Source organism: Bradyrhizobium arachidis, assembly GCF_024758505.1.
In the GTDB taxonomy this organism is placed as follows: domain Bacteria; phylum Pseudomonadota; class Alphaproteobacteria; order Rhizobiales; family Xanthobacteraceae; genus Bradyrhizobium; species Bradyrhizobium manausense_C.
In genome coordinates, this window is record NZ_CP077970.1 from 3,564,955 (window position 1) to 3,586,543 (window position 21,589).

Genomic DNA, 21,589 nt, shown 5'->3' on the forward strand with positions numbered 1-21,589 from the left:
TTAAGCCATGGCTTCGCCGACAATTGCCGCCAACGCTTATGCCAACCTCGCGCGCGTGCTGCAGAACAGCGGTCCCGGCAAGGGCGCGGAAGCGCCGGGCCAGTCCTTTGCCTCGGTGTTGAAGGACGCCGTCGGCAGCGTCATGGAGAGCGGCCGCAAGTCAGATGCGCAGTCGGTCGCCATGGCGAGCGGCAAGGCGAACGTGATGGATGTGGTGACGGCGGTTGCCGAAACCGACGTCGCGGTCTCGACGCTCGTCTCGGTCCGCGATCGCGTGATCCAGGCCTACGAAGACATCATGAAGATGCCGATCTGATTTTGCGGCGCTCGCCCCGCTCGTCATTGCGAGCGTAGCGAAGCAATCCAGAATCTTTTCGCGGCGGCAGTCTGGATTGCTTCGCTACGCTCGCAATGACGGGGGAGAGGCCGTTCCGTCCTCGTCAATTCGGCGGGGATGAGACTTGGATAGAGGAATTTTGCAATGACCGGACCCGAAACCCTCGATGTCGCGCGCGATGCGATCTGGACCATCGTGATCGTGTCGTCGCCCCTCATGGTCGTCGGCCTCGTGGTCGGTGTCGTGGTGTCGCTGTTCCAGGCGCTGACGCAGATCCAGGAGCAGACGCTGATCTACGTGCCAAAGATCCTGGCGATCTTCGCCACAATGCTATTGGCGCTGCCGTTCATGGCTGACTCGCTCCATGCCCACATGCTGCGGATATCGTCGCGAATCATCGGCGGCTGATGCACAATGCGTGAACTATGCGCATCGACATCTCGCTGCTGCCGGCGCTTGCCGCGGCCTTCATGCTCGCCTTCGCCCGGGTCGGCGCGATGGTGATGCTGCTGCCGGGTTTGGGCGAGACCAACATCCCGACCCGTGTGAAACTGTCGATCGCGCTGCTCCTGACGCTGATCATCCTGCCGTTGCACCGCAACGCCTACAATGTCGACATGAACTCGATCACCTCGCTGCTCGTGCTGATGATGCATGAGATCGTGATCGGCATCGTGCTCGGCGCAACTGCGCGCGTGACGCTCGCAGCCCTCCAGGTCGCCGGCGCCATCATCGCGCAGCAGATGGGGCTCGGCTTCGTCACCTCGGTCGATCCGACCCAGGGCCAGCAGGGCGTGCTGGTCGGCAACTTTCTCACCATGCTGGGCGTGACGCTGCTGTTCGCCACCGACAGCCATCATTTGGTGATCGCCGCGCTCAACGACAGCTACAAGATCTTTGCCCCCGGCGAGACCATGTCGAGCGGCGATGTCGCCTCGCTCGCCACGCGCGCGTTCTCATCGGCGTTCCGGCTGGGGCTGCAGCTTTCCGGACCGTTCCTGGTGTTCGGCCTCGTCTTCAACATCGGGCTCGGCGTGCTGGCGCGGCTGATGCCGCAGATGCAGGTCTATTTCGTCGGCGTCCCGCTCTCGATCTTTGCGGGCTTCCTGGTGCTCGGCGTCGTGATCGCGGCGATGATGGGTACCTTCCTCGATTACTTCATCGGTGTCATGCACCAGATGATGCCGCTCAAGTAAGAGGGCTCGATGGCGGAAGACAACGATCCCGACAGTCAAACAGAAGATCCGACACAAAAGCGTCTCGACGAGGCGCTCGAGCGCGGCGACGTTGCCAAAAGTCAGGAGATCAACACCTGGTTCGTGATCGCGGGTGCAACGCTCGTGATCTCGACCTTTTCCGGCTCGATCGGCGGCGGGCTGTTGATGCCGATGCGCAATCTGCTCGCCAATTCCTGGATGATCAGGACCGACGGCAAGAGCCTGATCGCGCTGACGCAGCAACTAGAACTCGCAGTCATCGCTGCGATCGGCGTGCCGCTGTTGATGCTGGCGCTGGCCGCGATCGCCGGCAACATGCTGCAGCATCGCCTGGTGTGGTCGGCGGAATCTCTCAAACCCAAATTCAGCAAGATCTCGCCCGGCGCAGGCTTCAAGCGCATCTTCGGCAAGCAGGCCGCGGCCAACTTCCTCAAGGGTATCGGCAAGCTCATCGCGCTCGGCGCGGTCATGACCATGATCTTGTGGCCGGAACGGCACCGGATGGAGGCCATGGTCAAGCTCGACCCGGCGGCCATGATGGGTGCGACAACGAGCCTGACCGTGCAACTCATGGGCGCGGTGGTTGCAGCCCTCGCGATCGTGGCGATCGCCGATTATCTGTTCCAGTACCGAAGCTGGTTCCAGCGCCAAAAGATGTCGCTCCAGGAGATCAAGGAGGAGTTCAAGCAGTCCGAAGGCGATCCGCACATCAAGGGCAAGCTGCGGCAGTTGCGCCAGCAGCGCTCGCGGAAGCGCATGATGGCTGCGGTTCCCAAGGCCTCGGTGATCATCACCAACCCGACCCACTATTCGATCGCGCTGTCCTATGAGCGCGGCATGTCGGCGCCGATCTGCGTCGCCAAGGGCGTCGACAATCTCGCCTTCAAGATCAGGGAGATCGCCCGCGCCCACGACATCCCGATCGTCGAGAACGTGCCGCTGGCGCGCGCGCTCTATGCCACCGTCGATATCGACCAGGAAATCCCCGTGGAACACTACCATGCGGTCGCCGAGGTCATCGGCTACGTCATGCGGCTGAAGCGTGGCTTCTCGGCAGGACGCGGGTGGGATCTTCCCGAAAAGTACCGGAAATGGCTGTAAACTGGGAATCAGCGTACGTTTCGCCCTTGCTGCCCTTGCGCCCGCGGGTCCGATTCAGGCAGGGAGGACCCGGTCGCGCGCCAGTGCGTCCTTTCCTGCCGACAGGTTGCGCCGCTTGAGATGACCGCCGAGACCGACCACGACCTGTCACGCGAGCCTGCCGCGGCGCATGATTCGCCGCAGCGCGCGGGCAGCATTGCGCTGGTGCTGCTGGTGGCGGCAGCCCTGGTGGCGGTGGCCGTCGGCCTGATGACGCTCGGGCGGGTCCAGGCGCAGCCCTATATCCTCGGCATCCTCGCGGTGCTGGCGATGGTTGGCCTGTTCAACCTGTTCGCCTTTGCTGCCGGCATCATCCGCTTCGCCGATCGCAATCTCGACGACCCCGTGATCGGCCGCATCTCCGATCATGCCTTTGACGGACTCGCGGTGACCGATCCGCGCGGGCATGTGGTCTATTCCAACGCCGCCTATCTGACGCTGACCGGCGCGTCCGGCCCGCAGGACGTCCGACCCGTCGAGCGCGTCTTCATCGGCAATCCCGACGTTTCGGAAGCGGTGTTCCGCCTGCTCAAGGCCGCGCGTGAGGGGAAACGGCAGCAGGAAGAGGTGCGCATCTCCGGCGTGGACGGCAGCCAGGGCCGCTGGCTGCGCATGCGCGTGCGCCCGCTCGGCACGGCCAAGCGCGAAGCGAAATATGCGGTGTGGTCGATCGCCGACATCACCCGCGACCGCGAGCGCCAGGAGGACGTGTTCCAGGAGCTCCAGCACGCGATCGAGTATCTCGACCACGCGCCGTGCGGCTTCTTCTCGGTCAACCCGGCGGGGGAGCTCGCCTATGTCAATGCGACGCTGGCGAACTGGCTCGACTACGACCTTGCCGAGATCGGCTCGGGCGGGCTGAGGCTGACCGACATCGTCTCCGGCGATGGCGCTTCGCTCCTCACCTCGATCGTGGCGGTGCCCGGCGAGGTGAAGACCGAAGTCTTCGACATCGATCTGCGCATGCGCACCGGCAAGTCCATGCCGGTGCGGCTCTATCACAAGCTCGCTTTCGGCGCCGACGGGGTGCCGGGGCCGTCGCGTACGTTGGTGATCAGCCGCGCCCGCGACGAACGCAGCGATCCCGACCGCGCCGCCGAAGTGCGCTTCATGCGCTTCTTCGACCACACGCCGATGGCGATCGCGACCGTCGATCGCGGCGGCAACGTGGTCCGCGCCAACGCGCGCTATGCGAAGCTCGGGCAGGGCCTCGGCCTCGACAGCTCCAGCAAGTCGATCTTCCGCGCCGTCAATTCGCGCGACCGGCACATTTTGATCGCGGCGATCAACCAGGCGGCCGAAGGCCAGGCCGACATCGCACCGGTCGAGGTCGCGCTGGAAGGGGCGAAGGAGCGCTGGGGCCAGTTCTTCGTCACGCCGGTGGAGGAGAACGAGCGCGATACCGAAGCCGCCATCGTCTACATGCTCGAGACCACCGAGCGGCGCGCGCTGGAAAACCAGATCAACCAGTCGCAGAAGATGGAGACGGTCGGCCAGCTCGCCGGCGGCATCGCGCACGACTTCAACAATGTGCTGTCAGCCATCATGATGGCGAACGACTTCCTCTTGAACGCGCACAAGCCGACCGATCCGTCGTTCCAGGACATCATGCAGATCAAGCAGAACGCGACGCGGGCTGCGACCCTGGTGCGCCAACTGCTGGCGTTCTCGCGCCGGCAGACGCTGCGGCCGCAGGTGCTCGATCTCGGCGATGCGCTCTCCGATCTCGCCATGCTGCTGCGCCGGCTGATCGGCGAGAAGGTCAAGCACGAGACCATCCACGGCCGCGATCTCTGGCCGGTCAAGGTCGACGTCTCCCAGTTCGAGCAGGTGATCGTCAACCTCGCGGTGAACGCGCGCGACGCGATGCCCGATGGCGGCAAGCTGATCATCCGCACCGCGAACGTGACTGCGGACGAGTCGGCCAAGCTCGCCTATAAGGGCATGCCGGCCGCCGACTATGTGCGCATCGAGGTCTCCGACACCGGCACCGGCATTCCCGCCGACATCCGCGACAAGATCTTTGAGCCGTTCTTCTCGACCAAGGAGGTGGGCAAGGGCACCGGTCTCGGACTCTCCACCGTCTACGGTATCGTCAAGCAGACCGGCGGTTTCATCTACGTCGATTCCGAGCCGGGCAAGGGCACATCGTTCCAGATCTTCCTGCCCCGGCATCGTCCCGAGCCGGAGACGCAAGTCGAGACGCCGGCTGCGGCGACCAACGGCGCTGCCGCTGTTACAACCGAGGCAGCCAAGGACGCGCCTGCGGCCGAAGCCAAGCCTCGCACCGATCTCACGGGACAGGGCACCATTTTACTCGTCGAGGACGAGGAGGGTCTGCGCGCGCTGAACGCACGCGGCCTGCGTTCGCGCGGCTACACCGTGGTCGAGGCCGAGAACGGCGTCGAGGCGATGGAGGTACTGGACGAGCAGGGCGGCGCGATCGACCTCGTTGTGTCCGACGTGGTGATGCCGGAGATGGACGGGCCAACGCTGTTGAAGGCGATGCGCGAGCAAAACCCCGACATCAAGTTCATCTTCGTCTCGGGCTATGCCGAGGACGCCTTCGAGAAGAGCCTGCCCGAGGGCCAGCAGTTCGACTTCCTGCCAAAGCCCTTCACGCTCAGCCAACTCGTGGCCGCGGTGAAGGAGACGATGACGAAGTCGGGGTGAGGCCGCCCGTCACTGCGAGGAGCGCAATGACGAGGGAGCCCGCTGGTATCCCGCGACCAGCCCCCTATCAAACCCCCGCCAAATATGGGCTTTTGCCACATCCCCGCGACTGAGGGCCGCAGCCGCGGGTTCCGATAGTGGCTTCACTTTTGCGCTGCCGTGCCCATCTTAAGGGCACTTCCCCATGTCGGGGAAAAATGGGAAACGCACATGAATTTCTCGCAACGTAGCCGCAGTTTCGTGAAGACCATCGCCGTCATGCTGGCGCTGGCGCTGCCGACCGCGCTCGCGATCTCCTCTGCCGACGCCCGCGTCGGCGGCGGCTTCTCGTCGGGCTCGCGCGGCTCGCGGACCTATTCCGCGCCGCCCTCGACGCAGACCGCGCCGGGCTCGACCTCGCAGTTCAACCGCACCTACACCCAGCCGGGCGCTGGCATGAACTCGGCTGCGACCGCGCCCGCGCGCGGCGGCCTGTTCGGCCGTGCCGGCGGCTTCATGGGCGGCCTGGCGGCCGGCTTCCTGGGCGCAGGCCTTCTGGGCATGCTGTTCGGCGGCGGCCTGTTCGGCGGTCTCGGCGGCCTGTCCTCGATCATCGGCCTGATCATCCAGATCGCGCTCGTCGTGCTGGTCGTGCGGCTGGCGATGTCCTGGTGGCAGCGCCGTCACGCCCCGCAGGCCGCCTATGCCGGCCCGAGCGCCGGTCCCGACCCGGGGGCGCAGACGAACTATCGCAGCGGCCTGTCCGGTTTCGGCTTCGGCGCCAACAACGCCCCGCTCGAGATCAAGCCGGCCGATTACGAGGCCTTCGAGCGCCTGCTCGGCGAGACCCAGGCGGCCTGGTCGAACGAGGATGTGGCCAAGCTGCACACGCTCGCGACGCCCGAAATGGTCTCCTATTTCGAGAAGGATCTCAGCGAGAACCGCGCACGTAACGTCGTCAACAAGGTTTCCAACGTGAAGCTCTTGCAGGGCGACCTGGCGGAAGCCTGGCGCGAGGGCGAGACCGATTACGCCACCGTCGCGCTGCGCTTCGCGCTGACCGACAAGACGGTCGACCGCAACACCGGCGCGACCGTCGCCGGCAGCGAGCAGCCGACCGAGGCCACCGAGGTCTGGACCTTTGCCCGTCGGACCGGCGGCAATTGGGAACTGTCGGCGATCCAGCAGACCAACTGATCGCCGCTGCAATGTGAACCCTGGAAAGCGCCGTGCTCCCGCACGGCGCTTTTTTGTTCCGCGGAGCCGCCACGGAATAATGCTGGCTGCGGCGGGTTCGTGTCAGGCAGCAACCAAGAATAGCGACAACCGGAGGAAGAGATGACCCGCTACGGCAAATTCGTGCAGCCCTTCTGCCTTGCTCTCGCTGTGTCGACGGTCCCCATGCTTGCGGCGACGTCGGCGCAGACGCAGTCCGCAGACATGACCTTTTTCGTGACCTCGAGCGGGCCCGGCAAGGGCGCCGATCTCGGCGGCCTCGACGGTGCCGACGCACAATGCCAGAAGCTCGCGCAATCCGCCGGTGCCGGCGCTAAAACCTGGCGTGCCTACCTCTCGACCCAAGCCGCCGACGGCAAGCCTGCCATCAATGGGCGCGACCGTCTCGGCAAGGGACCCTGGCAAAACGCAAAGGGCGTGGTCGTTGCCAAGGACGTCGCCGACCTGCACAGCCCGGCCAACAACCTCACCAAGCAGACCGGGCTGAGCGAAAAGGGCGAGGGGACCAACGGCGCCGGTGACTCGCCGAACCGCCACGACATCCTCACGGGATCGCAGCCGGACGGCACGGCTTTCCCGGCGGGCGAGGACCGGACTTGCAAGAACTGGACGAGCAGCACGCAAGGCGCTGCGATGCTCGGCCATTTCGATCGCCGCGGCCTGCGCGACGACGAGCCGTCAAAATCGTGGAACAGCTCGCATCCCTCGCGCGGCTCAGAAGGCGGCTGCTCGCAGGCCGACCTCAAGAGCACGGGCGGCGATGGGCTGTTGTACTGTTTTGCTGCGAATTGATTGAGAGTCATTCCGGGGCGATGCGCAGCATCGAACCCGGAATCTCGAGATTCCGGGTTCGGTCCTTTCGGACCGCCCCGGAATGACGGAACCTGGGGCCGCATGCGACATTTGTAGCGACGTGTTCATAGGTTCTCCCTCATGAAATACGAACTCTACTACTGGCCTGAGATCCAGGGCCGCGGCGAATATGTCCGTCTCGCGCTGGAGGAAGCAGGCGCCGCCTATGTCGACGTCGCGCGCGGATCGCGCGGCACGGCGGCGATGATGAAGCTGATGGATGGGCGCGGTACGCCGCCCTTCGCGCCGCCGTTCCTCAAAGCCGGCAAGCTCGTCATCGGCCAGACCGCCAACATTTTGCTCTATCTCGGCGCCCGGCACGGCCTCGCGCCAAAGACGGAAGGCGGGAAATTGTGGGTGCATCAGCTCCAGCTCACGATCGCCGACTTCGTACTTGAGGTCCACGACACCCATCATCCGCTCGGCCCCTCGCTCTACTACGAGGATGCACGGCCGGCCGCGAAGAAGCGCACCGCCGAGTTCTGGGACGAGCGCGTGCCAAAGTATCTCGGTTATTTCGAGGGGCTACTGGAGAGCAATGGCGGCGCCTACGTCACCGGGCGCAAGCTGACCTACGTCGATCTCTCGCTGTTCCAGATCGTCGCCGGCCTACGTTATGCGTTTCCAAAGCGCATGAAGGCTTTCGAGTCCGACATCACGGGACTTGTCGGTCTGCATGACCGCGTCGCGGCACGGCCGAACATCAAGGCCTATCTTGCGAGCGAGCGCCGCATTGCCTTCAACGAGCAGGGCATCTTCCGCCGCTACAAGGAGCTAGACGCGTAAATCACCAGACGCCCGGCAATAGACGATAGCGCACGCGCGCGGCGTAGTCGGCATAGCCGGGCAGACCCGCGATCAGTGCGCGTTCCTCGATGCGCGTGCGAATGGCGAACAGCGCCAGAAACGCCGGCACGAAAGCGACGCCCCACCACGAGCCCAGCAGCAGCGGCACGCCAAGGAAGAACAGCATGATGCCGCTGTACATGGGATGGCGGACATAGGCGTAGGGCCCGCTCGAGATCACGCGTTGCGCACGCTCGGCCTGAAGCTTCACCACGGGCGCGGCAAACGAGTTTTCGCGGAACACCCACAGGATGAATGCAGTCGAGAGCAGGAACAGCACAAGGCCCAGCACCTGCAAGGCGGGCGACATGCCGGTCACGGATTGGCGCCGCTCCCATCCCATCGCGATAAGCCAGGCCAGCATCGCCAGCACGAATGCGGTCATGAAGACCTTGTCGGCGACGGGTTGGTCCTTCTGGATGATCGGCCGCAACCGTTCGGCGAGCAGCGCCGGATCGACGCGCGCCAGCCACCAGCCGCAGAGCGGGCCGAGCACGGCGGAAGTGATGAGGAGCGCCCACGCGCCCGGCCAATCGAGCGTGCCGGCGGCCGCAAACAGCAGCGCGCCCGTCGCGACGACGAAGATCGAATTCTGCAACAGCAGTCTTGCGATCATGCGCGGGTTCCTTCCCCGCATGATCATAGCGCCGCATCCGGCAAAGATGCGGCGCGTTCCGGCGAAAAGCCCGCCTCAGGCGATCTGGTCGATCCGCGTGCCCTGACCCGGCGGCAGCGGCGCGGGCGGCGGCGGCTGGTAGGCCTTCTCGGCTTCCTTCTGCGCCTGGTCGTTCTGCGCCTGGTTCGTGGTGGTGTCATAGCTTGGCACCACGACGACAATGGGCGGCGGCGCAACGCTGGAAACACTCATTGGTCAAACCTCACACATTGAAACACGTGAGACTGACCAGAGGGACGCCAAGGATCCCTGAAACGAATCGTTAAAATGCGAGCGAATTTGTGTGGAACGCGGGCGGATGGTGAAGGTCGGGTAACCCGCTGGCCGCTCCAGGTCCGTTGCGAGCAAGAGACGTACGCCTTCACCACACGTCATTGCGAGCGCAGCGAAGCAATCCAGAATCCCGCCGCGGTGACAGTCTGGATTGCTTCGCTGCGCTCGCAATGACGGAGTGCGCGGCTGCGGTGGCGTCCCCGCTACTCGTCCTTGCCGCGCGTGATCGAGATCGCCGCGTCCGTCTTGGTGCGCGTGCATTCCATGTTGAGCCGGCGGTAGCGCATCGACACCTTGTCGCCGCGCAAGATGCCCATGCGCTTCAGGCAGCGCGTGGCGCCCGTGGTGGTGTCGTCCTTCGTGACCGTGAAGATGATCGCAGCTGCGGCTCCGACCAGGTCGTAGAACTGCTGCGTCGGCCGGCGGTCGCCCTTGGCATAGAGCTCGTTGGAATAGCTTTGGCCGTTGCCGCGGCAGCCAAGCGACAATTCCTTCGCCGCCGGATGCGTGAGGTAGACGATGTTGGCCGCCTTGAAGTTGACCTTCAGCCCGTCGATGTTGTGCGCGAGCTGTTTTGAGATATCGTCGCATTGATCCGCGCGCGCAGGCGCGGCTGACGCCACAAGGCCGGAGATTGCGGCGGCGACGAGGATCGCGCCGCGAAAGTTCAGTTTCAAAATCATGTCAGGAAGCCCCTTCGGCCGGTATAAAAGCGTGTGCGCCGGGCTCATGCAAGGGGCGGGCGCGCAACAACGGCCTTAAAACCCATGGATGGTCACGCCCAGCGCGGACGCCATCACGTTCACCAGATTGACCAGCGTAGGAACTGATACCAGCAGCACCGCGAGGTCGAGCCGCTGGTCGCCGATTGCGCAGGCGATGGCGCCGGCGGCCATCAGCGGGAAGACGACGATCTGAGCCGACGTCATCAGGGCGCTCATGCCGGGAAGATCGAAGCCGTGCTGGACGACTGAAGGCATGAGGTTCAGCAAGGCCATGAATGTGATGGCCGCGAGCGCGAGGATCGCGCCGCGCATGTGCCCAATGGCTGCGAAAACCAGCGCCGTCAGCGCCAGCACCGGGTGCGTGGCGAGGAAGGCCTTGGCCAGGTACCCGCTGTAGCCGGGACCGGGGATTTCAATGGTGTTGTCGAACAGGAGCGTCACGCCGGACAGGCTGTCGAACGCCTCCATGAGCGCGAGGGCGGCGAGCCCGATCAGGAGGGCAAGCCTGTGCTTTTCGGGCAGCGCAGAAGCCGATTGGGACGACCTTTGAGGGGCCTTTGCGGGGGCAGGGGGCATTCGCGAAATCGATTGCTGGGGGGCGTCCGAAAACCTTCCCTTTGTGGGAAAAGGGCTTAGAAGGGTTCAAACCTCAGCCCTTTTCGGCGCCTTTTGCCGCGCCCACCCGGCCCAACCCGAGACCAGACCATGAACGCTCCGACCGCCTTTCCCGATCCGTCAAAGCCCGTTCCGCCCTACAAGCATACGCCGCTGTTCCCGCTGGGTAAGGATGAGACGCCCTACAAGAAAATCTCGAGCGAAGGCGTGCGGGTCGAAAAGGTGCTCGGCAAGGACATGCTGGTGGTGTCGCGCGAGGCGCTGCGGGCGCTGTCGGAAGCGGCCTTTGGCGACATCAACCACTATCTGCGTCCCGGTCATCTGAAGCAGCTTCGCGCGATCCTGGAGGACGGCGAGGCGAGCCCGAACGACAAGTTCGTCGCGCTCGACTTTTTGAAGAACGCCAACATCGCGGCCGGCGGCGTGCTGCCGATGTGCCAGGACACCGGCACCGCGATCATCATGGGCAAGAAGGGCTGCAACGTCATCACCGACGGCGACGACGAGGCGGCGCTGTCGGAAGGCGCGCGCGATGCCTATTTGCGCCGCAATCTGCGCTACTCGCAGGTCGCACCCTTGTCGATGTTCGAGGAGAAGAATACCGCCAACAACATGCCGGCGCAGTGCGAGATCTACGCCGAGGGCGATGACGCCTACAAGTTCATGTTCATGGCGAAGGGCGGCGGCTCCGCCAACAAGAGCTTTCTGTTCCAGGCCACTCCGTCCGTGCTCACCAAGGACCGGCTGCTCGCCTTCCTGAAGGAAAAAGTGCTGACGCTGGGCACCGCGGCGTGCCCGCCCTATCACCTTGCGATCGTGATCGGCGGCACCTCGGCCGAGCTCTGCATGAAGACGGTGAAGCTGGCGTCCGCGCGCTATCTCGACGCGCTGCCGACGCAGGGCTCGCCGGATGGTAATGCCTTCCGCGACGTCGAGATGGAGCAGGAAATCCACAAGATGACGCAGTCGCTCGGTGTCGGCGCGCAGTTCGGCGGCAAATATTTCTGCCACGACGTGCGCGTGATCCGCATGCCGCGTCACGGCGCCTCGCTGCCGATCGGCCTTGGCGTGTCCTGTTCGGCCGATCGCCAGGTGCTCGGCAAGATCACCAAGGACGGCATCTATCTCGAAGAGCTCGAGCACAATCCGGCGCAATATTTGCCGCAGGTCGAGCAGACGCTCGGCGGCGAGGTGGTCAAGATCGACCTCAACCAGCCCATGAAGGACATCCTTGCGACCTTCTCCAACTATCCGATCAAGACGCGGGTCTCCATGACCGGCACCATGATCGTCGCGCGCGATAGCGCGCATGCCAAGCTGCGCGAGCGTCTGGAGCGCGGCGAGCCGCTGCCGGACTATTTCAAGAACCACCCGGTCTATTACGCCGGTCCCGCCAAGACGCCGGAAGGCTACGCCTCCGGTGCGTTCGGCCCGACCACTGCAGGACGCATGGATTCTTTCGTCGACCAGTTCCAGGCCGCCGGCGGCTCGATGGTGATGGTCGCGAAAGGTAATCGCGCGCCTGCCGTGCGCGAGGCCTGCAAGAAATATGGCGGCTTCTATCTCGGCTCGATCGGTGGTGCTGCGGCAAACCTCGCCGAGCACTGCATCAAGAAGGTCGAGGTGCTCGAATATCCCGAGCTCGGCATGGAAGCGATCTGGCGCATCGAGGTCGTGGACTTCCCGGCCTTCATCATCATCGACGACAAGGGCAACGACTTCTTCAAGGAGTTGAACCTGGGCTGAGCATGATCCGGAAAAGTGCGTAGCGGTTTTCCGGAAAGATCATGCTCAAGAAAAGCTAGAGCCCCGTTCCGATTTCATCGGAACGGAAACGGTTTTAGCGCGGCACGCGGTATTCCGCCGGCGCGCCGTTCTCCGGCCCGTCGAACATGACAAGCACGCGCCACGGCTGTCCCGCGGCGTCGCTCAGCACCAGCAGCGTCTCGGCCTTCGCGGTGGTGTCAGCGACCTTGAGAGGGTGGCTGGTGCCGAGCGTTCCGGTTTTGGGATCGTAGAACACGATCGCAGGCGTGATCTGTTGCTCGTTGACCGGCCCGGTCAACAGCAGCAGACCGCCTGAGACGGCGGCGATGTCCCTGATCCCGACTGTCGTGCCGAGCGGCAGCGTCTTCAGCTCTGCATTCAGCGGCGTGCTTTCGGCGAACACGGCCTTTGCATCCACCGCGAGGATGTAGGCCTTGCCGTCGTCGGAGGGCCCGCGGAAGCCGAGATACATCTGTCCGTCCGCGACTGCGATGCCCTCGATGTTGGCGCCGTTGTCGCCCAGCGGCTTGTCGTAGGCGGCGGGAAGCGCGTCCTTGATCGCTCCGCGCAGCCGCGTCACGGATGCCTCGACGCCGATGACCTCGTCGTCCGAGATTGGAAAGGCCGGCTTTCCCGTGGTCTTGTCGACGGGAATGCGAAAGACGTGATAGCTCGTCGGATTGCTGTCGTTGGGATCATGGCGTTTGCGGCCGTGCGATCCGATGACGTAGAAATAGCCGTCGTCGTAAGCAGCGCCCTCGGCATCGGGATCGCCGCTCGCCTGATCGCCGAGCAGGCGGATGACCTTGCCGGGATCGATCGTCGTGCCCTCGATCTTGAAGAACTGCGCGTATTTCTTCTCGTCGTTGACGATGAGACAGGATTTCGGCGTCGCGCAGGCCGCGCCGCTGAGATTGGTGCGGGCATCGGTGCTCTTCTTGAACGGCTCGCTCAGTTGCCAGGCCGGCGACTGCGGCTCGAGCATGTCGGCGCTAGCAGGCGATGCCGTGGCGAGCGCAATGATGGCGAGGGCCAGGAACGGGCGGATGCGGGTGCGTGCGGGGAGGGACATGCAAATTCCCCTTTTGATCGGTTTAAGGTGTATCTGTCGCAACTAAAAATTCTGGGTTGCACCATCGATCCTGCGCCCGAAGCCTGTCGCGGTCAACGACACGAATGCTTGAGCGCCGTGGCCAAAGACCGCAGCGCGAAGAGCGCCTCGAGTCCCGTTCCGATGAGGGCGGAACGGGACTCGAGCTTCTCGTCTTGACGCGTTTTCTTGACGCGAACCGGTCTCCACTTCGCTCGAAAACGCTTCTAGCTGCAGTTCGTGACCTGGTTGGAGCACAGCGCCCGCCACCAGCCCCGCACGCCGTCATGGCTTTCGACCAGGCCCCAATGGCCGCTGCAGGCGAGAACGCGCTTCGGTCCGCCGTCGGTATCGAGCGTACCGCCGAGCTCGCGCTGCGCGGGCCGCCATCCGGCGTCGACGAAGGGCGCTGTAAACAATCCGCCCATGCGGGTGTAGCCGTTGGCATAGGAGGCGCCGACCTTGTTGGCGGCGACCCAGCCGCGCCCTGCATAGGGTTTTGGCGCGTTGCGCGGATATCTCTTCTCGTCCTCGTAGTCCTTGCCCGGCGGCTTGGCGCCTTCGATCAGGAACCAGCCGTCCTTGAAGCCGATGATGCGGAATTCGGTCAGCCAGCCGCCTTCGGGCGTGTTTTCGGCACCGCCCATCTTGAGGTGATAGGGCGGGGGCAGGGTGCCCAGAACGCGCGCCGTCACCGACGGTCCGGCGCGCACGTTCAGGCCCTTCGGGTCCTTGTCGACGGACCACGCGCCGAGATCGCAGGGCTCGGTGCCGTCAGGAAGCGTCGTGCGCTTCGCCTCAAGCTCGGCGTGAGATTTGTCGTACTCGCTTCCGTCGCCGTCGGAATCGCTTGTCGCGCGGGCTGGATCGGTGCGCGGCTTCAACTCGGCCGACACCGCGCGCGTGCCGTCACTTGTGAGCTTGACGACAAGCACCTGACGCGGCGCGAAGACGCTTGCCGGCGTCTTCGGGTCGTTCGAGCTTGCGGAATCGACCGCGAGGTAGCCGGTGAGTCCAGCAGTGTCGGCGCGATAGGCCTCGCCCGCCACGTATCCCGCGGGCACCAGGGCGAGCGCGCTCGCGCGCCACGCCGGTTCGTTGTCGCCTGCGCGCGCCGTCGCGACGCACAGGACCGCTGCGGCGATGAGACCGAGAACGCGCATGGTCGTATGAGGAAGAGGCAGCCTAGGCCCGCGTGCCCGTGAACGGGAAGCTGCCCATCGGACCGATGCCCGCCTCGCCGCTCATGCTGTCGCCGGCGACCTTGCCGATGAACTCGAGTGTCAACGGCATCGGGTTGGTGATCGAGACTTTCCAGTTGACGGCATCGCCACTGACAGCACCGTCGAAGATCTCGGTCGTGTCGCCGTCGGCGCCTTGCGTGCCGGTCAGCGTGCCGCCGGAGCTCTTCAGGCTTAGCGTCGTCTGGCGCTCGCCCATCGGCGTCGTCAGTGTCAGATTCCAGTTTCCGTCAACGGCCATTCCTGTCTCCCAACTTTTTACCCGGCAGTCCGCGATGATCCGCGGCGAGGCCAAAGCCGAGCGTATAGCCCAACTCGCGCGGTGTGCCTAACGCTTTGGTGAGGCACAACGTAGCGTTTTCGAGCGAAGTGGAAACCGGTTCGCGTGAGGAAAACGCGTCAAGACGAACGCTGAAGTCTGGTGCGCCAGCACCGGGCTTCAGGCGCGGGCGGCCGCACGCATCCGGCTGCCGACGATGAGGCGGAAGGCGACGTACTGGATCCCGAACGCCGCGAGCTTGGTGCCGACCAGAACCACCGAGATGTAGAAGGCCCACAGCTTCATGTCGCCGGTCATCGCAACCGCAACCGTGCCGGCGGCAAGCACGAACATCAGCGCGGACCAGGCGTAGCCGGCAGCCGTCACATATTCCGGAATGGTCTCGCTCACGATCGGCGGCATGTAACGCAGCATCCAGCCGCGCTTGAGCATGATGATGCCGATCGCGACATGTCCGATCGCGGGCTTTGCCAGCACGAAGCGGGGATCGTGGGTCAGCAGCGTCAGGCTGCCGAGCACGATGACGAGGCCAAGGCTTGCCCAGGTCATGTAGCTCAGCGTCTGACCCTTGTACCGCGACCAGGCCACCTGGCCGATGGCGCCGAGGATCGCGACGGCGGTTGCAAGGATGACGTTGTCGGTCGCGAGATAGATGACCAGGAAGACGATGGTGGAGAGGAAGTCGGAGACGAGCCGGCGGAATACGTCTTTCATCGTCTGTCCTGTCTAGTGCGGGTGAGGCAGGGCGTTCGGGGGCGTACCGTACTTGATCTTGCGGTACTCGGGATACCATTTTGTGAAATACAGGGCGCTGTTGCGGGCGGCAAAGGCGATCGCAATGCTGGACCAGATCGGCAGGCCGGGGACGTAGAGCAGCACGACATTGGCGGCGAGCATCAGCAGCGCGGCCGCGGTCCATGCGGCGGTGATGTAGTAGTTGGCGCGCAAGAATCCGGGCATCGCTGCGGTCTCGGCCGGTACGGCTTCGATCGCATATTGCAGCGTGAAGGGGCGGCGGATCAGCATCGAGCCGAGCGAGAGGACGAAGATGCCGGTGTCGATCGACACCTTTACGCCGAGCGTACCGAATGCGGGATCGACGAGGAGCAGGTAGAGGCCGATCGCGGCGAAGATGATCGCGGAGCCCGCGGCCAGCGTCTTCACCGAACGGCCGTACCAGAGGTCGATTGCGATGGTTGCGAGGCAGATCGCAGACGCCGTGAACACGCTCACGAGCGCGGATGCCACGAACATCAGGAAGGTGAACGCGCCATAGGGGGCAAGGATCAGGAAAATCGCCATGGGACGTCTCGGGTCAGGCAAATCTTGACAGTGTCAAGATGGATAATTCAGGTCCGTGGCCGGGTCAAGGGAAATCTTTACAGTGTCAAAATTGTGTGATTGAGGGTTTAAAACATCAAATGGATCAAGGTCTTGGAAGTGGCGTCATTCCGGGTTCGCGCTTCACGCGTCCCGGAATGACGACAGGAGCTTGCTTTACTGCGCGCCCACCCAGTTGCCGTGAAAACCGTCGGGCACGCGATGGCCGAGCTGCACCAGCGCGACGGGACCTGCCTCGACGTCGGTGGCGTTGAACACCGCAAGGTCGCTGCGGTTCTCGCGCGCGCGCCAGACCACCGCGAGAAGCCAGCCGTCGCCTTCAGCGGCATCCTTGCCTCGCACGACGAAGACCGGTTCGGAGATGGTGTCGCCGGCGGGCAGCAGATAATGGCCGAGCCGCTTTCCGGCGCCGTCGACATGTACGATGCCGGAGAGTGCGCCGAACATCGGCAGCTTTGGATTGGCGCAGGCGTACCAGCCGTGATTGCTCTTCAGTCCGGCGCGGCGGTCGTCGACACGCGGGAATTCGCCGGTGAGGTCGTCGAGATAAGTCTGCTGGAAGCGGTCGGTATTCCCTGAGAGATCGAAGGTCCAGCGGCAATGCCGTGCGCGCGATTTCTCGGGATCCGTAGGCCTGCCGTCGGGATGCGGGAAGAGCGGCGCCTCCTCGAACTGCATGACGTCCGCGATGATGCGATTGCCTTCCTCCCACGCGTTCATGACATGGAAGACGTAGCAGCTCTCGGCGCGAAACCAGACGATGTTCTTTTCAGATCCGCTGCGCTTCATGACGCGTACATAGGCGCCTTGCTCCGGCTCCCAGGCATAGGGCGGCTTGCCGCTCATCGCGCGTTGCATGCTGCCCGTGATCGGCAGGATCGGAAACAGCACGTGATTTTCGGTGACGATGAAGTCGTGCACCATGCTGGCATAGGGCGCCTCGAACCGCGTGAAGCGCGTCACCTTGCCCGATGCGTCGATCGAACCGTAGGAGAGGGCGGGTGTGAGAGGGCCGCTCGCATTGTAGCCGAAGAACACGAGTTCGCCGGTCGCGGGATCGACCTTCGGATGCGCCGTGAACGGACCGGCGATGCGGCCCTGGAAGTTGCAGTAGCCGCGCGTCGCGAGCGTGCCGGGCTCGATCTCGGTCGGCAGGTGCGCCTCTTCGAGCGCAAGCAGCTTGCCGGCGTGGAAGATGATGTTGGTGTTGGCGACGCCGCCGTCGGTGAGGTTTGCCGGCGCATCCGGCATCTTGCGGCCGAAGCCGCCGAACAGCGCGCGTCCCGCATCGTGCTCGGCGAGAAATTTGGGCGTGCGGACCCAGCGGTTGCGATAACTCGCCTTGCCGTTCTCGAGGTGAAAAGCGTGCAGCATGCCGTCGCCGACGAACCAGTGCGCGCCGGGCGCGTCGAACTGCGGATTGGGGCCGTTGCGATAGAGCGTGCCGTTCAGCTCCCGCGGCAATTCGCCGACGATCTTGAGGTGCGGCGCGTCGGCCTCGAACGGGATCGGCGCGAGATTGGTCCGGGGCTGATTCAAGGCGTCATGCTGCACGGCGTAGTCCCTCCCTATCTTTACATCGTAAAGATCGCTTACCGAAGCCCGACGCGCCGGTCAAGCAAAATCTTTACACTGTCAAAATTGCGTCATATAAGCTGGCCTATGGCCAAAACCGAAACAATTCGTCGTCCAGGCGCGAGCGCCAAAAGGGCATCGTCGTCCGCATCAGGCGCGCGGCCGCACCCCGCGCGCAAGGCTGGCAGCGCCAAGACTGGCGCTGCCAAGACTGGCGCTGCCAAGACCGGCACCGCGAAGACCGAAACGCCATATCACCATGGCGCGCTGCGCGAGGCCTTGCTGCAGGCGGCCGAGCGCATTTTGGAGCGCGACGGGCTCGCCGGCCTCACATTGCGTGCGGTGGCGCGCGAGGCGGGCGTGTCGCATGCCGCGCCCACCCATCATTTCGGCGATCTGACGGGCCTGATCAGCGAACTCGCGGCAATCGGCTTCCGCAGGTTCAATGCAGCCATGGTCGCCGCCCGCAACAGCGAGGCGCATCCGCTGATGAGGGGGATGGCGAATGCAAAGGCCTATGTCGCCTATGCGCGCGAGCATCCCGGCATGTACAGCCTGATGTTCCGCACCGAGCGGCTCGATTATTCGCGGCCGTCGCTGCACGAGGCCGCCAGCGCTTCGTTCCAGGGCTTGGCGAGCTCGGCTCGCTTCGCTCGTCCGGAGCAACTCACCCAGGATGCGCTCGAGGCCTTGTCGCTCGATCATGCGGCGGTGATCGCGCGCAACTGGTCGTTGGTACACGGCTTCACCATGCTGATGCTCGACGGACGGCTGAAGGACATCCTGCATCGCCTGCCGGAAGGCACCACGCCCGAGCAGCTTCTGGAAGCGGTCCTGAAGTCGACGGTGCAGAAGCCGCCGGAATGCTGATCTAGAGCATGATCCGGAAAAGTGTGCAGCGGTTTTCCCTCGCGACAAACGCGGAACGCGTTTGCGCGGAGATCATGCTCAAACAAAGAGCTAAAGCGCGATGACGATTCAACCTGAACTCATCGCGCTTTAGCGCGCGACCAGCTCGACCGCGCGGCCGCTCGCACCTGTGATCTTCACCTCGTCGTTGCCGCAGTCGAAGCCGCGCGCGAAATCGTCGGCGGCCTTGCGCGCGAGCTCGTTGGCGTTCGGATTGGCGATCGCATCGACATAGGCGACGTGACAGACGCCCGGCGGCAGGCGCGTCACGACCAGCAGCGCCTTGGTTTTCGGCCGTCCCTGCTTGTCGGGGTCGCTGTTATCGGCGATGTGCCAGCGCTGGATGATCGCGAACGGCTTGCCGTCCGCCGCACGCCACTCCACCGTGTGCTCAGACGAATTGAACGGGCCGAACCAGACCCCAGCCGCCGGCTCTTTGGCGGCCGTCGCGCGGTTTTTTCCGACCGAGACGATTTCGCGCAGATCGTCCTCGGCGATCAGCACCACAAGGCCCGCCTTGCCTGGGCACACCCGCGTCGTGCTGCCGTCGAGATCGCTGGGTTTTCCGATCTGGCGGCAGTGTTCCGGGGCGGTCGAGGTGTAGCTGCTGCCGAAAGATTGGGCGCTGGCCTGGCCATAACAGCCGCAGGCGAGCAGCGCGATCAGGCAGGCGACTATGACATGCTTCATGATGAGCCCCTTGGGCCGCGGAACCCTCTCCATCAGACGTGCTCATTGTGGGGAAGGTTCAAAGGGGGCTTCGTAGCACCTGACAGCGGCGCGGAATCGTTCTAGAAGAGCGCCTTCGCTTGAGCCCCAAAGGGCTTCGTTCGCGTTTCTCACGTTTCTCGGTCATGCCCGCTATCTCCACGAACAAACCGTTTCGCGTCGGCCGCTCCAAGACCGGACTTGGTCTCTTCGCCACCAAACCGATCAAGAAGGGTTCCCGGATCATCCGCTATTTCGGGCCGATCCTGGATTCGCGGATCAAGGAACAGGACGACATCGAGAACAAGTACCTGTTCGAGCTGAACGGTCGCTGGACCATCGACGGCTCGGTGCGCAAGAACGTCGCCCGCTACATCAACCATTCCTGCCGGCCGAATGCGGAATCCGACGTGCGACCGCGCGAGCGCAAGGTCTTCATCCGCGCCATCAAGAACATCGAGCCGGGCGACGAGATCAACTACGATTACGGCACGGACTATTTCAAAGCCTATCTGAAGCCGATCGGCTGCAAATGCCAATCCTGCGAGAAGAAGCGCAAGAAGATGCGCGCCGAAGCTCGCGCCGAGCGGGCAAAAGTCAAGGCGCGCGCCGAGCGCAAAGCGCAGAAGGCGGCCGGCAAGACTGCGGCAACCAAGGCACCGGCAAAGAAGAAGCTGAACGGCAAGCATTTCAACGGCAAGGTCGGACGCGTCTGAGCTTGCTCCGCTGTCATGCCCCGGCTTGACCGGGGCACCCAGTCAGGTTGCCTAACTCGGCTTCAGCGCCCGGCGATACAGCGCTAGCAGCAACCCAAACAGCAGGGCCGCCGAGAGGCCGAGCGACCAGTGGATGCCGATCCCGGCGCCGACGACCCCCACGGTGAGGCCGCTGAACGCGCGCATGCCGAGGCCTGCCATGTTGAACAGTCCGACGACCCGGCCGCGGCTGTCGGCCGGCGCGTTGATCTGCACCAGTGCCTGCGCCATCGTGTTGAACGACAATTCGAAGAAGCCGGCGGCAAACAGCAGCGCGATTGCGAGCCCGTAGATCCCGACGGTGGCGAAGGCGAGCAGGGTTACGCTCCACAGGATGGCGAGCATGATGGCCGTTCGCGGGCTGGGCTTCAGCCGCCCCCAGGATTCCAGGGCGATGGCCGCGAGCACCGCACCGGCCGCGTCGGCCGCCAGCAGCACGCTATAGGACACGCCGGGATCGCCGTGCCCGAGGTCGCCGGCAAAGCCGGGCATCTGGGCGTGATAGGCGTTGCCGATCATGAAGGAGGTGAGGCCGGCCAGCCAAGTCATCGAGATCAGCACCGGCTGCTTGGCGATGTCGCGGATGGTCTGCACGATGTCGGCAAGGCCGCGCACCGCGAAGCGCCGCGGCGTTGCGCTCTTGCCGCTGCTCGGCGCCCGGAACAGCCACAGCAGCATCGGCAGATAGAACAGCGTGTTGAGAATGATGCCGTGGGAGCGGCCGAGCCCCAGCATGATGACGCCGCCCACGGCCGGGCCGACCAGGATGCCCAGATAGCGCGCCATCGCGTTCAGCCGCACCGCGCTCGGAAGGTCGGCGGGGCCGACGATGTCGAACAGCAGGAGCTGGTTCGGCGTCTGCCACAGCACGCCGGCGCAGCCGTGGATGACCAGCAGCAGCATCGCGTGCCACATCTGCAAGCTGTCGGTGAGGAAGAAGATGCCCCATCCGGCCGACGCCACGATGAAGAGCAGCATGCCGCACTGGATGATGCGGCGCGGGTCGAACCGGTCGGCGAGCCCACCGACGGCGACGGAAAACAGCAGGAAGGGCAACCAGTGCGACAGCACGGCGAAGCCCCCGAGCGTCGGCGAATGGAATTTCTGGAACACCACCCAATAGCTGATCACGTGTTCGACATTGTCGGCCATCATCGCCAGCACATAGGCTGCGAATTGGATACGATAGGGCCGCGACTTCATGGCTGCGAAGGAGCTGGATGCAGCCACGGATGGCGAGGGTTGGGGATTCACGCGAACACCTGGGATTGGCCGGGGCGGCCCGAGAATGCCGGCAGGGCATTTAGCTTCCGCTTGCGCCGATACACGTTCGTTACCGGGTGCTCAAGAGGCC

General features: G+C 64.3%; 23 protein-coding genes. 11 read left to right on the forward strand and 12 right to left on the reverse strand.

Going from position 1 to position 21,589, the window contains the following annotated elements; all coding sequences use genetic code 11:
* Positions 1 to 7 precede the first annotated feature (7 nt).
* The 8 genes from fliE (at position 8) to KUF59_RS15980 (ending at position 8,220) form a co-directional block, all read left to right on the forward strand.
* A complete protein-coding gene (gene fliE, locus KUF59_RS15945; RefSeq protein ID WP_212457471.1) occupies positions 8 to 316 on the forward strand; it encodes a flagellar hook-basal body complex protein FliE in 309 nt (102 codons plus the stop codon).
* A gap of 165 nt (positions 317 to 481) precedes the next feature.
* Positions 482 to 745, forward strand: a complete 264-nt coding sequence (gene fliQ, locus KUF59_RS15950) for a flagellar biosynthesis protein FliQ (RefSeq protein WP_060736542.1) — start codon at positions 482 to 484, stop codon at positions 743 to 745.
* Between the two features lie 17 nt (positions 746 to 762).
* Entirely contained in the window at positions 763 to 1,533 is a 771-nt protein-coding gene (gene fliR, locus KUF59_RS15955) for a flagellar biosynthetic protein FliR (protein ID WP_212457470.1), read from the forward strand.
* A 9-nt stretch (positions 1,534 to 1,542) separates the two neighbouring features.
* A complete protein-coding gene (flhB, locus tag KUF59_RS15960; RefSeq protein ID WP_258769670.1) occupies positions 1,543 to 2,655 on the forward strand; it encodes a flagellar biosynthesis protein FlhB in 1,113 nt (370 codons plus the stop codon).
* A gap of 120 nt (positions 2,656 to 2,775) precedes the next feature.
* On the forward strand, positions 2,776 to 5,367 hold the full coding sequence (cckA, locus tag KUF59_RS15965; protein WP_212457468.1) for a cell cycle histidine kinase CckA: 2,592 nt from the start codon (positions 2,776 to 2,778) through the stop codon (positions 5,365 to 5,367).
* A 210-nt stretch (positions 5,368 to 5,577) separates the two neighbouring features.
* Positions 5,578 to 6,543: a Tim44 domain-containing protein gene (locus tag KUF59_RS15970; protein ID WP_212457467.1), complete on the forward strand. Its 966-nt coding sequence runs from the start codon at positions 5,578 to 5,580 to the stop codon at positions 6,541 to 6,543.
* Positions 6,544 to 6,747: 204 nt separating this feature from the next.
* The gene (locus KUF59_RS15975) at positions 6,748 to 7,374 is read left to right on the forward strand and encodes a lectin (RefSeq protein WP_258770013.1); all 627 of its coding nucleotides are present in this window, start codon (positions 6,748 to 6,750) and stop codon (positions 7,372 to 7,374) included.
* Between the two features lie 141 nt (positions 7,375 to 7,515).
* Positions 7,516 to 8,220, forward strand: coding sequence for a glutathione S-transferase (locus KUF59_RS15980; RefSeq protein ID WP_212457465.1), 705 nt, complete (start codon positions 7,516 to 7,518; stop codon positions 8,218 to 8,220).
* 1 nt (position 8,221) lies between these two features.
* On the opposite strand, the gene KUF59_RS15985 is transcribed toward KUF59_RS15980, so the two are convergent.
* The 4 genes from KUF59_RS15985 to KUF59_RS16000 all read right to left on the reverse strand — a co-directional run bounded on the left by KUF59_RS15985 (position 8,222) and on the right by KUF59_RS16000 (position 10,422).
* Complete coding sequence (locus KUF59_RS15985; RefSeq protein WP_212457464.1) at positions 8,222 to 8,896, reverse strand: methyltransferase family protein; 675 nt, start codon at positions 8,894 to 8,896, stop codon at positions 8,222 to 8,224.
* A gap of 75 nt (positions 8,897 to 8,971) precedes the next feature.
* Complete coding sequence (locus tag KUF59_RS15990; RefSeq protein WP_212457463.1) at positions 8,972 to 9,148, reverse strand: hypothetical protein; 177 nt, start codon at positions 9,146 to 9,148, stop codon at positions 8,972 to 8,974.
* A gap of 284 nt (positions 9,149 to 9,432) precedes the next feature.
* Positions 9,433 to 9,912, reverse strand: coding sequence for a hypothetical protein (locus KUF59_RS15995; RefSeq protein ID WP_212457462.1), 480 nt, complete (start codon positions 9,910 to 9,912; stop codon positions 9,433 to 9,435).
* Positions 9,913 to 9,987: 75 nt separating this feature from the next.
* Positions 9,988 to 10,422: a hypothetical protein gene (locus KUF59_RS16000; RefSeq protein WP_212457461.1), complete on the reverse strand. Its 435-nt coding sequence runs from the start codon at positions 10,420 to 10,422 to the stop codon at positions 9,988 to 9,990.
* 237 nt (positions 10,423 to 10,659) lie between these two features.
* Here KUF59_RS16000 and KUF59_RS16005 point away from each other — a divergent pair, with 237 nt between their 5' ends.
* Positions 10,660 to 12,315: a fumarate hydratase gene (locus tag KUF59_RS16005; RefSeq protein ID WP_212457460.1), complete on the forward strand. Its 1,656-nt coding sequence runs from the start codon at positions 10,660 to 10,662 to the stop codon at positions 12,313 to 12,315.
* Between the two features lie 94 nt (positions 12,316 to 12,409).
* Here KUF59_RS16005 and KUF59_RS16010 read toward each other — a convergent pair whose 3' ends face one another.
* From KUF59_RS16010 to KUF59_RS16035, 6 genes are all read right to left on the reverse strand, one after another.
* Positions 12,410 to 13,408 (reverse strand): DUF3616 domain-containing protein, encoded by a 999-nt coding sequence (locus KUF59_RS16010; protein ID WP_212457459.1) that lies wholly within the window; start codon positions 13,406 to 13,408, stop codon positions 12,410 to 12,412.
* Positions 13,409 to 13,653: 245 nt separating this feature from the next.
* Entirely contained in the window at positions 13,654 to 14,589 is a 936-nt protein-coding gene (locus KUF59_RS16015) for an SH3 domain-containing protein (protein WP_212457458.1), read from the reverse strand.
* Between the two features lie 22 nt (positions 14,590 to 14,611).
* Positions 14,612 to 14,908: a hypothetical protein gene (locus tag KUF59_RS16020; protein ID WP_212457457.1), complete on the reverse strand. Its 297-nt coding sequence runs from the start codon at positions 14,906 to 14,908 to the stop codon at positions 14,612 to 14,614.
* Positions 14,909 to 15,106: 198 nt separating this feature from the next.
* Entirely contained in the window at positions 15,107 to 15,661 is a 555-nt protein-coding gene (locus tag KUF59_RS16025) for an inner membrane-spanning protein YciB (RefSeq protein ID WP_212457456.1), read from the reverse strand.
* A 12-nt stretch (positions 15,662 to 15,673) separates the two neighbouring features.
* Complete coding sequence (locus KUF59_RS16030) at positions 15,674 to 16,249, reverse strand: hypothetical protein (RefSeq protein WP_212457455.1); 576 nt, start codon at positions 16,247 to 16,249, stop codon at positions 15,674 to 15,676.
* A 195-nt stretch (positions 16,250 to 16,444) separates the two neighbouring features.
* Complete coding sequence (locus KUF59_RS16035; protein WP_258769671.1) at positions 16,445 to 17,842, reverse strand: carotenoid oxygenase family protein; 1,398 nt, start codon at positions 17,840 to 17,842, stop codon at positions 16,445 to 16,447.
* A gap of 108 nt (positions 17,843 to 17,950) precedes the next feature.
* Between KUF59_RS16035 and KUF59_RS16040 the strand changes: the two genes are divergently transcribed.
* Positions 17,951 to 18,733: a TetR/AcrR family transcriptional regulator gene (locus KUF59_RS16040; protein ID WP_212457453.1), complete on the forward strand. Its 783-nt coding sequence runs from the start codon at positions 17,951 to 17,953 to the stop codon at positions 18,731 to 18,733.
* Between the two features lie 129 nt (positions 18,734 to 18,862).
* Here KUF59_RS16040 and KUF59_RS16045 read toward each other — a convergent pair whose 3' ends face one another.
* On the reverse strand, positions 18,863 to 19,462 hold the full coding sequence (locus KUF59_RS16045; RefSeq protein WP_212462870.1) for a hypothetical protein: 600 nt from the start codon (positions 19,460 to 19,462) through the stop codon (positions 18,863 to 18,865).
* A 164-nt stretch (positions 19,463 to 19,626) separates the two neighbouring features.
* Here KUF59_RS16045 and KUF59_RS16050 point away from each other — a divergent pair, with 164 nt between their 5' ends.
* Entirely contained in the window at positions 19,627 to 20,196 is a 570-nt protein-coding gene (locus KUF59_RS16050) for an SET domain-containing protein (RefSeq protein ID WP_212462869.1), read from the forward strand.
* Between the two features lie 51 nt (positions 20,197 to 20,247).
* Here the strand turns inward: KUF59_RS16050 and KUF59_RS16055 are convergent, their stop codons facing one another.
* A complete protein-coding gene (locus tag KUF59_RS16055; protein WP_212462872.1) occupies positions 20,248 to 21,438 on the reverse strand; it encodes an MFS transporter in 1,191 nt (396 codons plus the stop codon).
* Between the last annotated feature and the right edge of the window lie 151 nt (positions 21,439 to 21,589).

Coding starts and splice junctions, on each gene's coding strand:
- cckA (WP_212457468.1), top strand. CDS start 2,776: ATGACCGCCGAGACCGACCACGACCTGTCACGCGAGCCTGCCGCGGCG.
- fliQ (WP_060736542.1), top strand. CDS start 482: ATGACCGGACCCGAAACCCTCGATGTCGCGCGCGATGCGATCTGGACC.
- KUF59_RS15980 (WP_212457465.1), top strand. CDS start 7,516: ATGAAATACGAACTCTACTACTGGCCTGAGATCCAGGGCCGCGGCGAA.
- KUF59_RS16005 (WP_212457460.1), top strand. CDS start 10,660: ATGAACGCTCCGACCGCCTTTCCCGATCCGTCAAAGCCCGTTCCGCCC.
- KUF59_RS16055 (WP_212462872.1), bottom strand. CDS start 21,438: ATGAAGTCGCGGCCCTATCGTATCCAATTCGCAGCCTATGTGCTGGCG.
- KUF59_RS15995 (WP_212457462.1), bottom strand. CDS start 9,912: ATGATTTTGAAACTGAACTTTCGCGGCGCGATCCTCGTCGCCGCCGCA.
- KUF59_RS16050 (WP_212462869.1), top strand. CDS start 19,627: ATGCCCGCTATCTCCACGAACAAACCGTTTCGCGTCGGCCGCTCCAAG.
- fliR (WP_212457470.1), top strand. CDS start 763: ATGCGCATCGACATCTCGCTGCTGCCGGCGCTTGCCGCGGCCTTCATG.
- KUF59_RS15985 (WP_212457464.1), bottom strand. CDS start 8,896: ATGATCGCAAGACTGCTGTTGCAGAATTCGATCTTCGTCGTCGCGACG.
- flhB (WP_258769670.1), top strand. CDS start 1,543: ATGGCGGAAGACAACGATCCCGACAGTCAAACAGAAGATCCGACACAA.
- KUF59_RS16030 (WP_212457455.1), bottom strand. CDS start 16,249: ATGGCGATTTTCCTGATCCTTGCCCCCTATGGCGCGTTCACCTTCCTG.
- KUF59_RS15970 (WP_212457467.1), top strand. CDS start 5,578: ATGAATTTCTCGCAACGTAGCCGCAGTTTCGTGAAGACCATCGCCGTC.
- fliE (WP_212457471.1), top strand. CDS start 8: ATGGCTTCGCCGACAATTGCCGCCAACGCTTATGCCAACCTCGCGCGC.
- KUF59_RS15975 (WP_258770013.1), top strand. CDS start 6,748: ATGCTTGCGGCGACGTCGGCGCAGACGCAGTCCGCAGACATGACCTTT.
- KUF59_RS16010 (WP_212457459.1), bottom strand. CDS start 13,408: ATGTCCCTCCCCGCACGCACCCGCATCCGCCCGTTCCTGGCCCTCGCC.
- KUF59_RS16040 (WP_212457453.1), top strand. CDS start 17,951: ATGGCCAAAACCGAAACAATTCGTCGTCCAGGCGCGAGCGCCAAAAGG.
- KUF59_RS16045 (WP_212462870.1), bottom strand. CDS start 19,462: ATGAAGCATGTCATAGTCGCCTGCCTGATCGCGCTGCTCGCCTGCGGC.
- KUF59_RS16020 (WP_212457457.1), bottom strand. CDS start 14,908: ATGGCCGTTGACGGAAACTGGAATCTGACACTGACGACGCCGATGGGC.
- KUF59_RS16015 (WP_212457458.1), bottom strand. CDS start 14,589: ATGCGCGTTCTCGGTCTCATCGCCGCAGCGGTCCTGTGCGTCGCGACG.
- KUF59_RS15990 (WP_212457463.1), bottom strand. CDS start 9,148: ATGAGTGTTTCCAGCGTTGCGCCGCCGCCCATTGTCGTCGTGGTGCCA.
- KUF59_RS16000 (WP_212457461.1), bottom strand. CDS start 10,422: ATGGAGGCGTTCGACAGCCTGTCCGGCGTGACGCTCCTGTTCGACAAC.
- KUF59_RS16025 (WP_212457456.1), bottom strand. CDS start 15,661: ATGAAAGACGTATTCCGCCGGCTCGTCTCCGACTTCCTCTCCACCATC.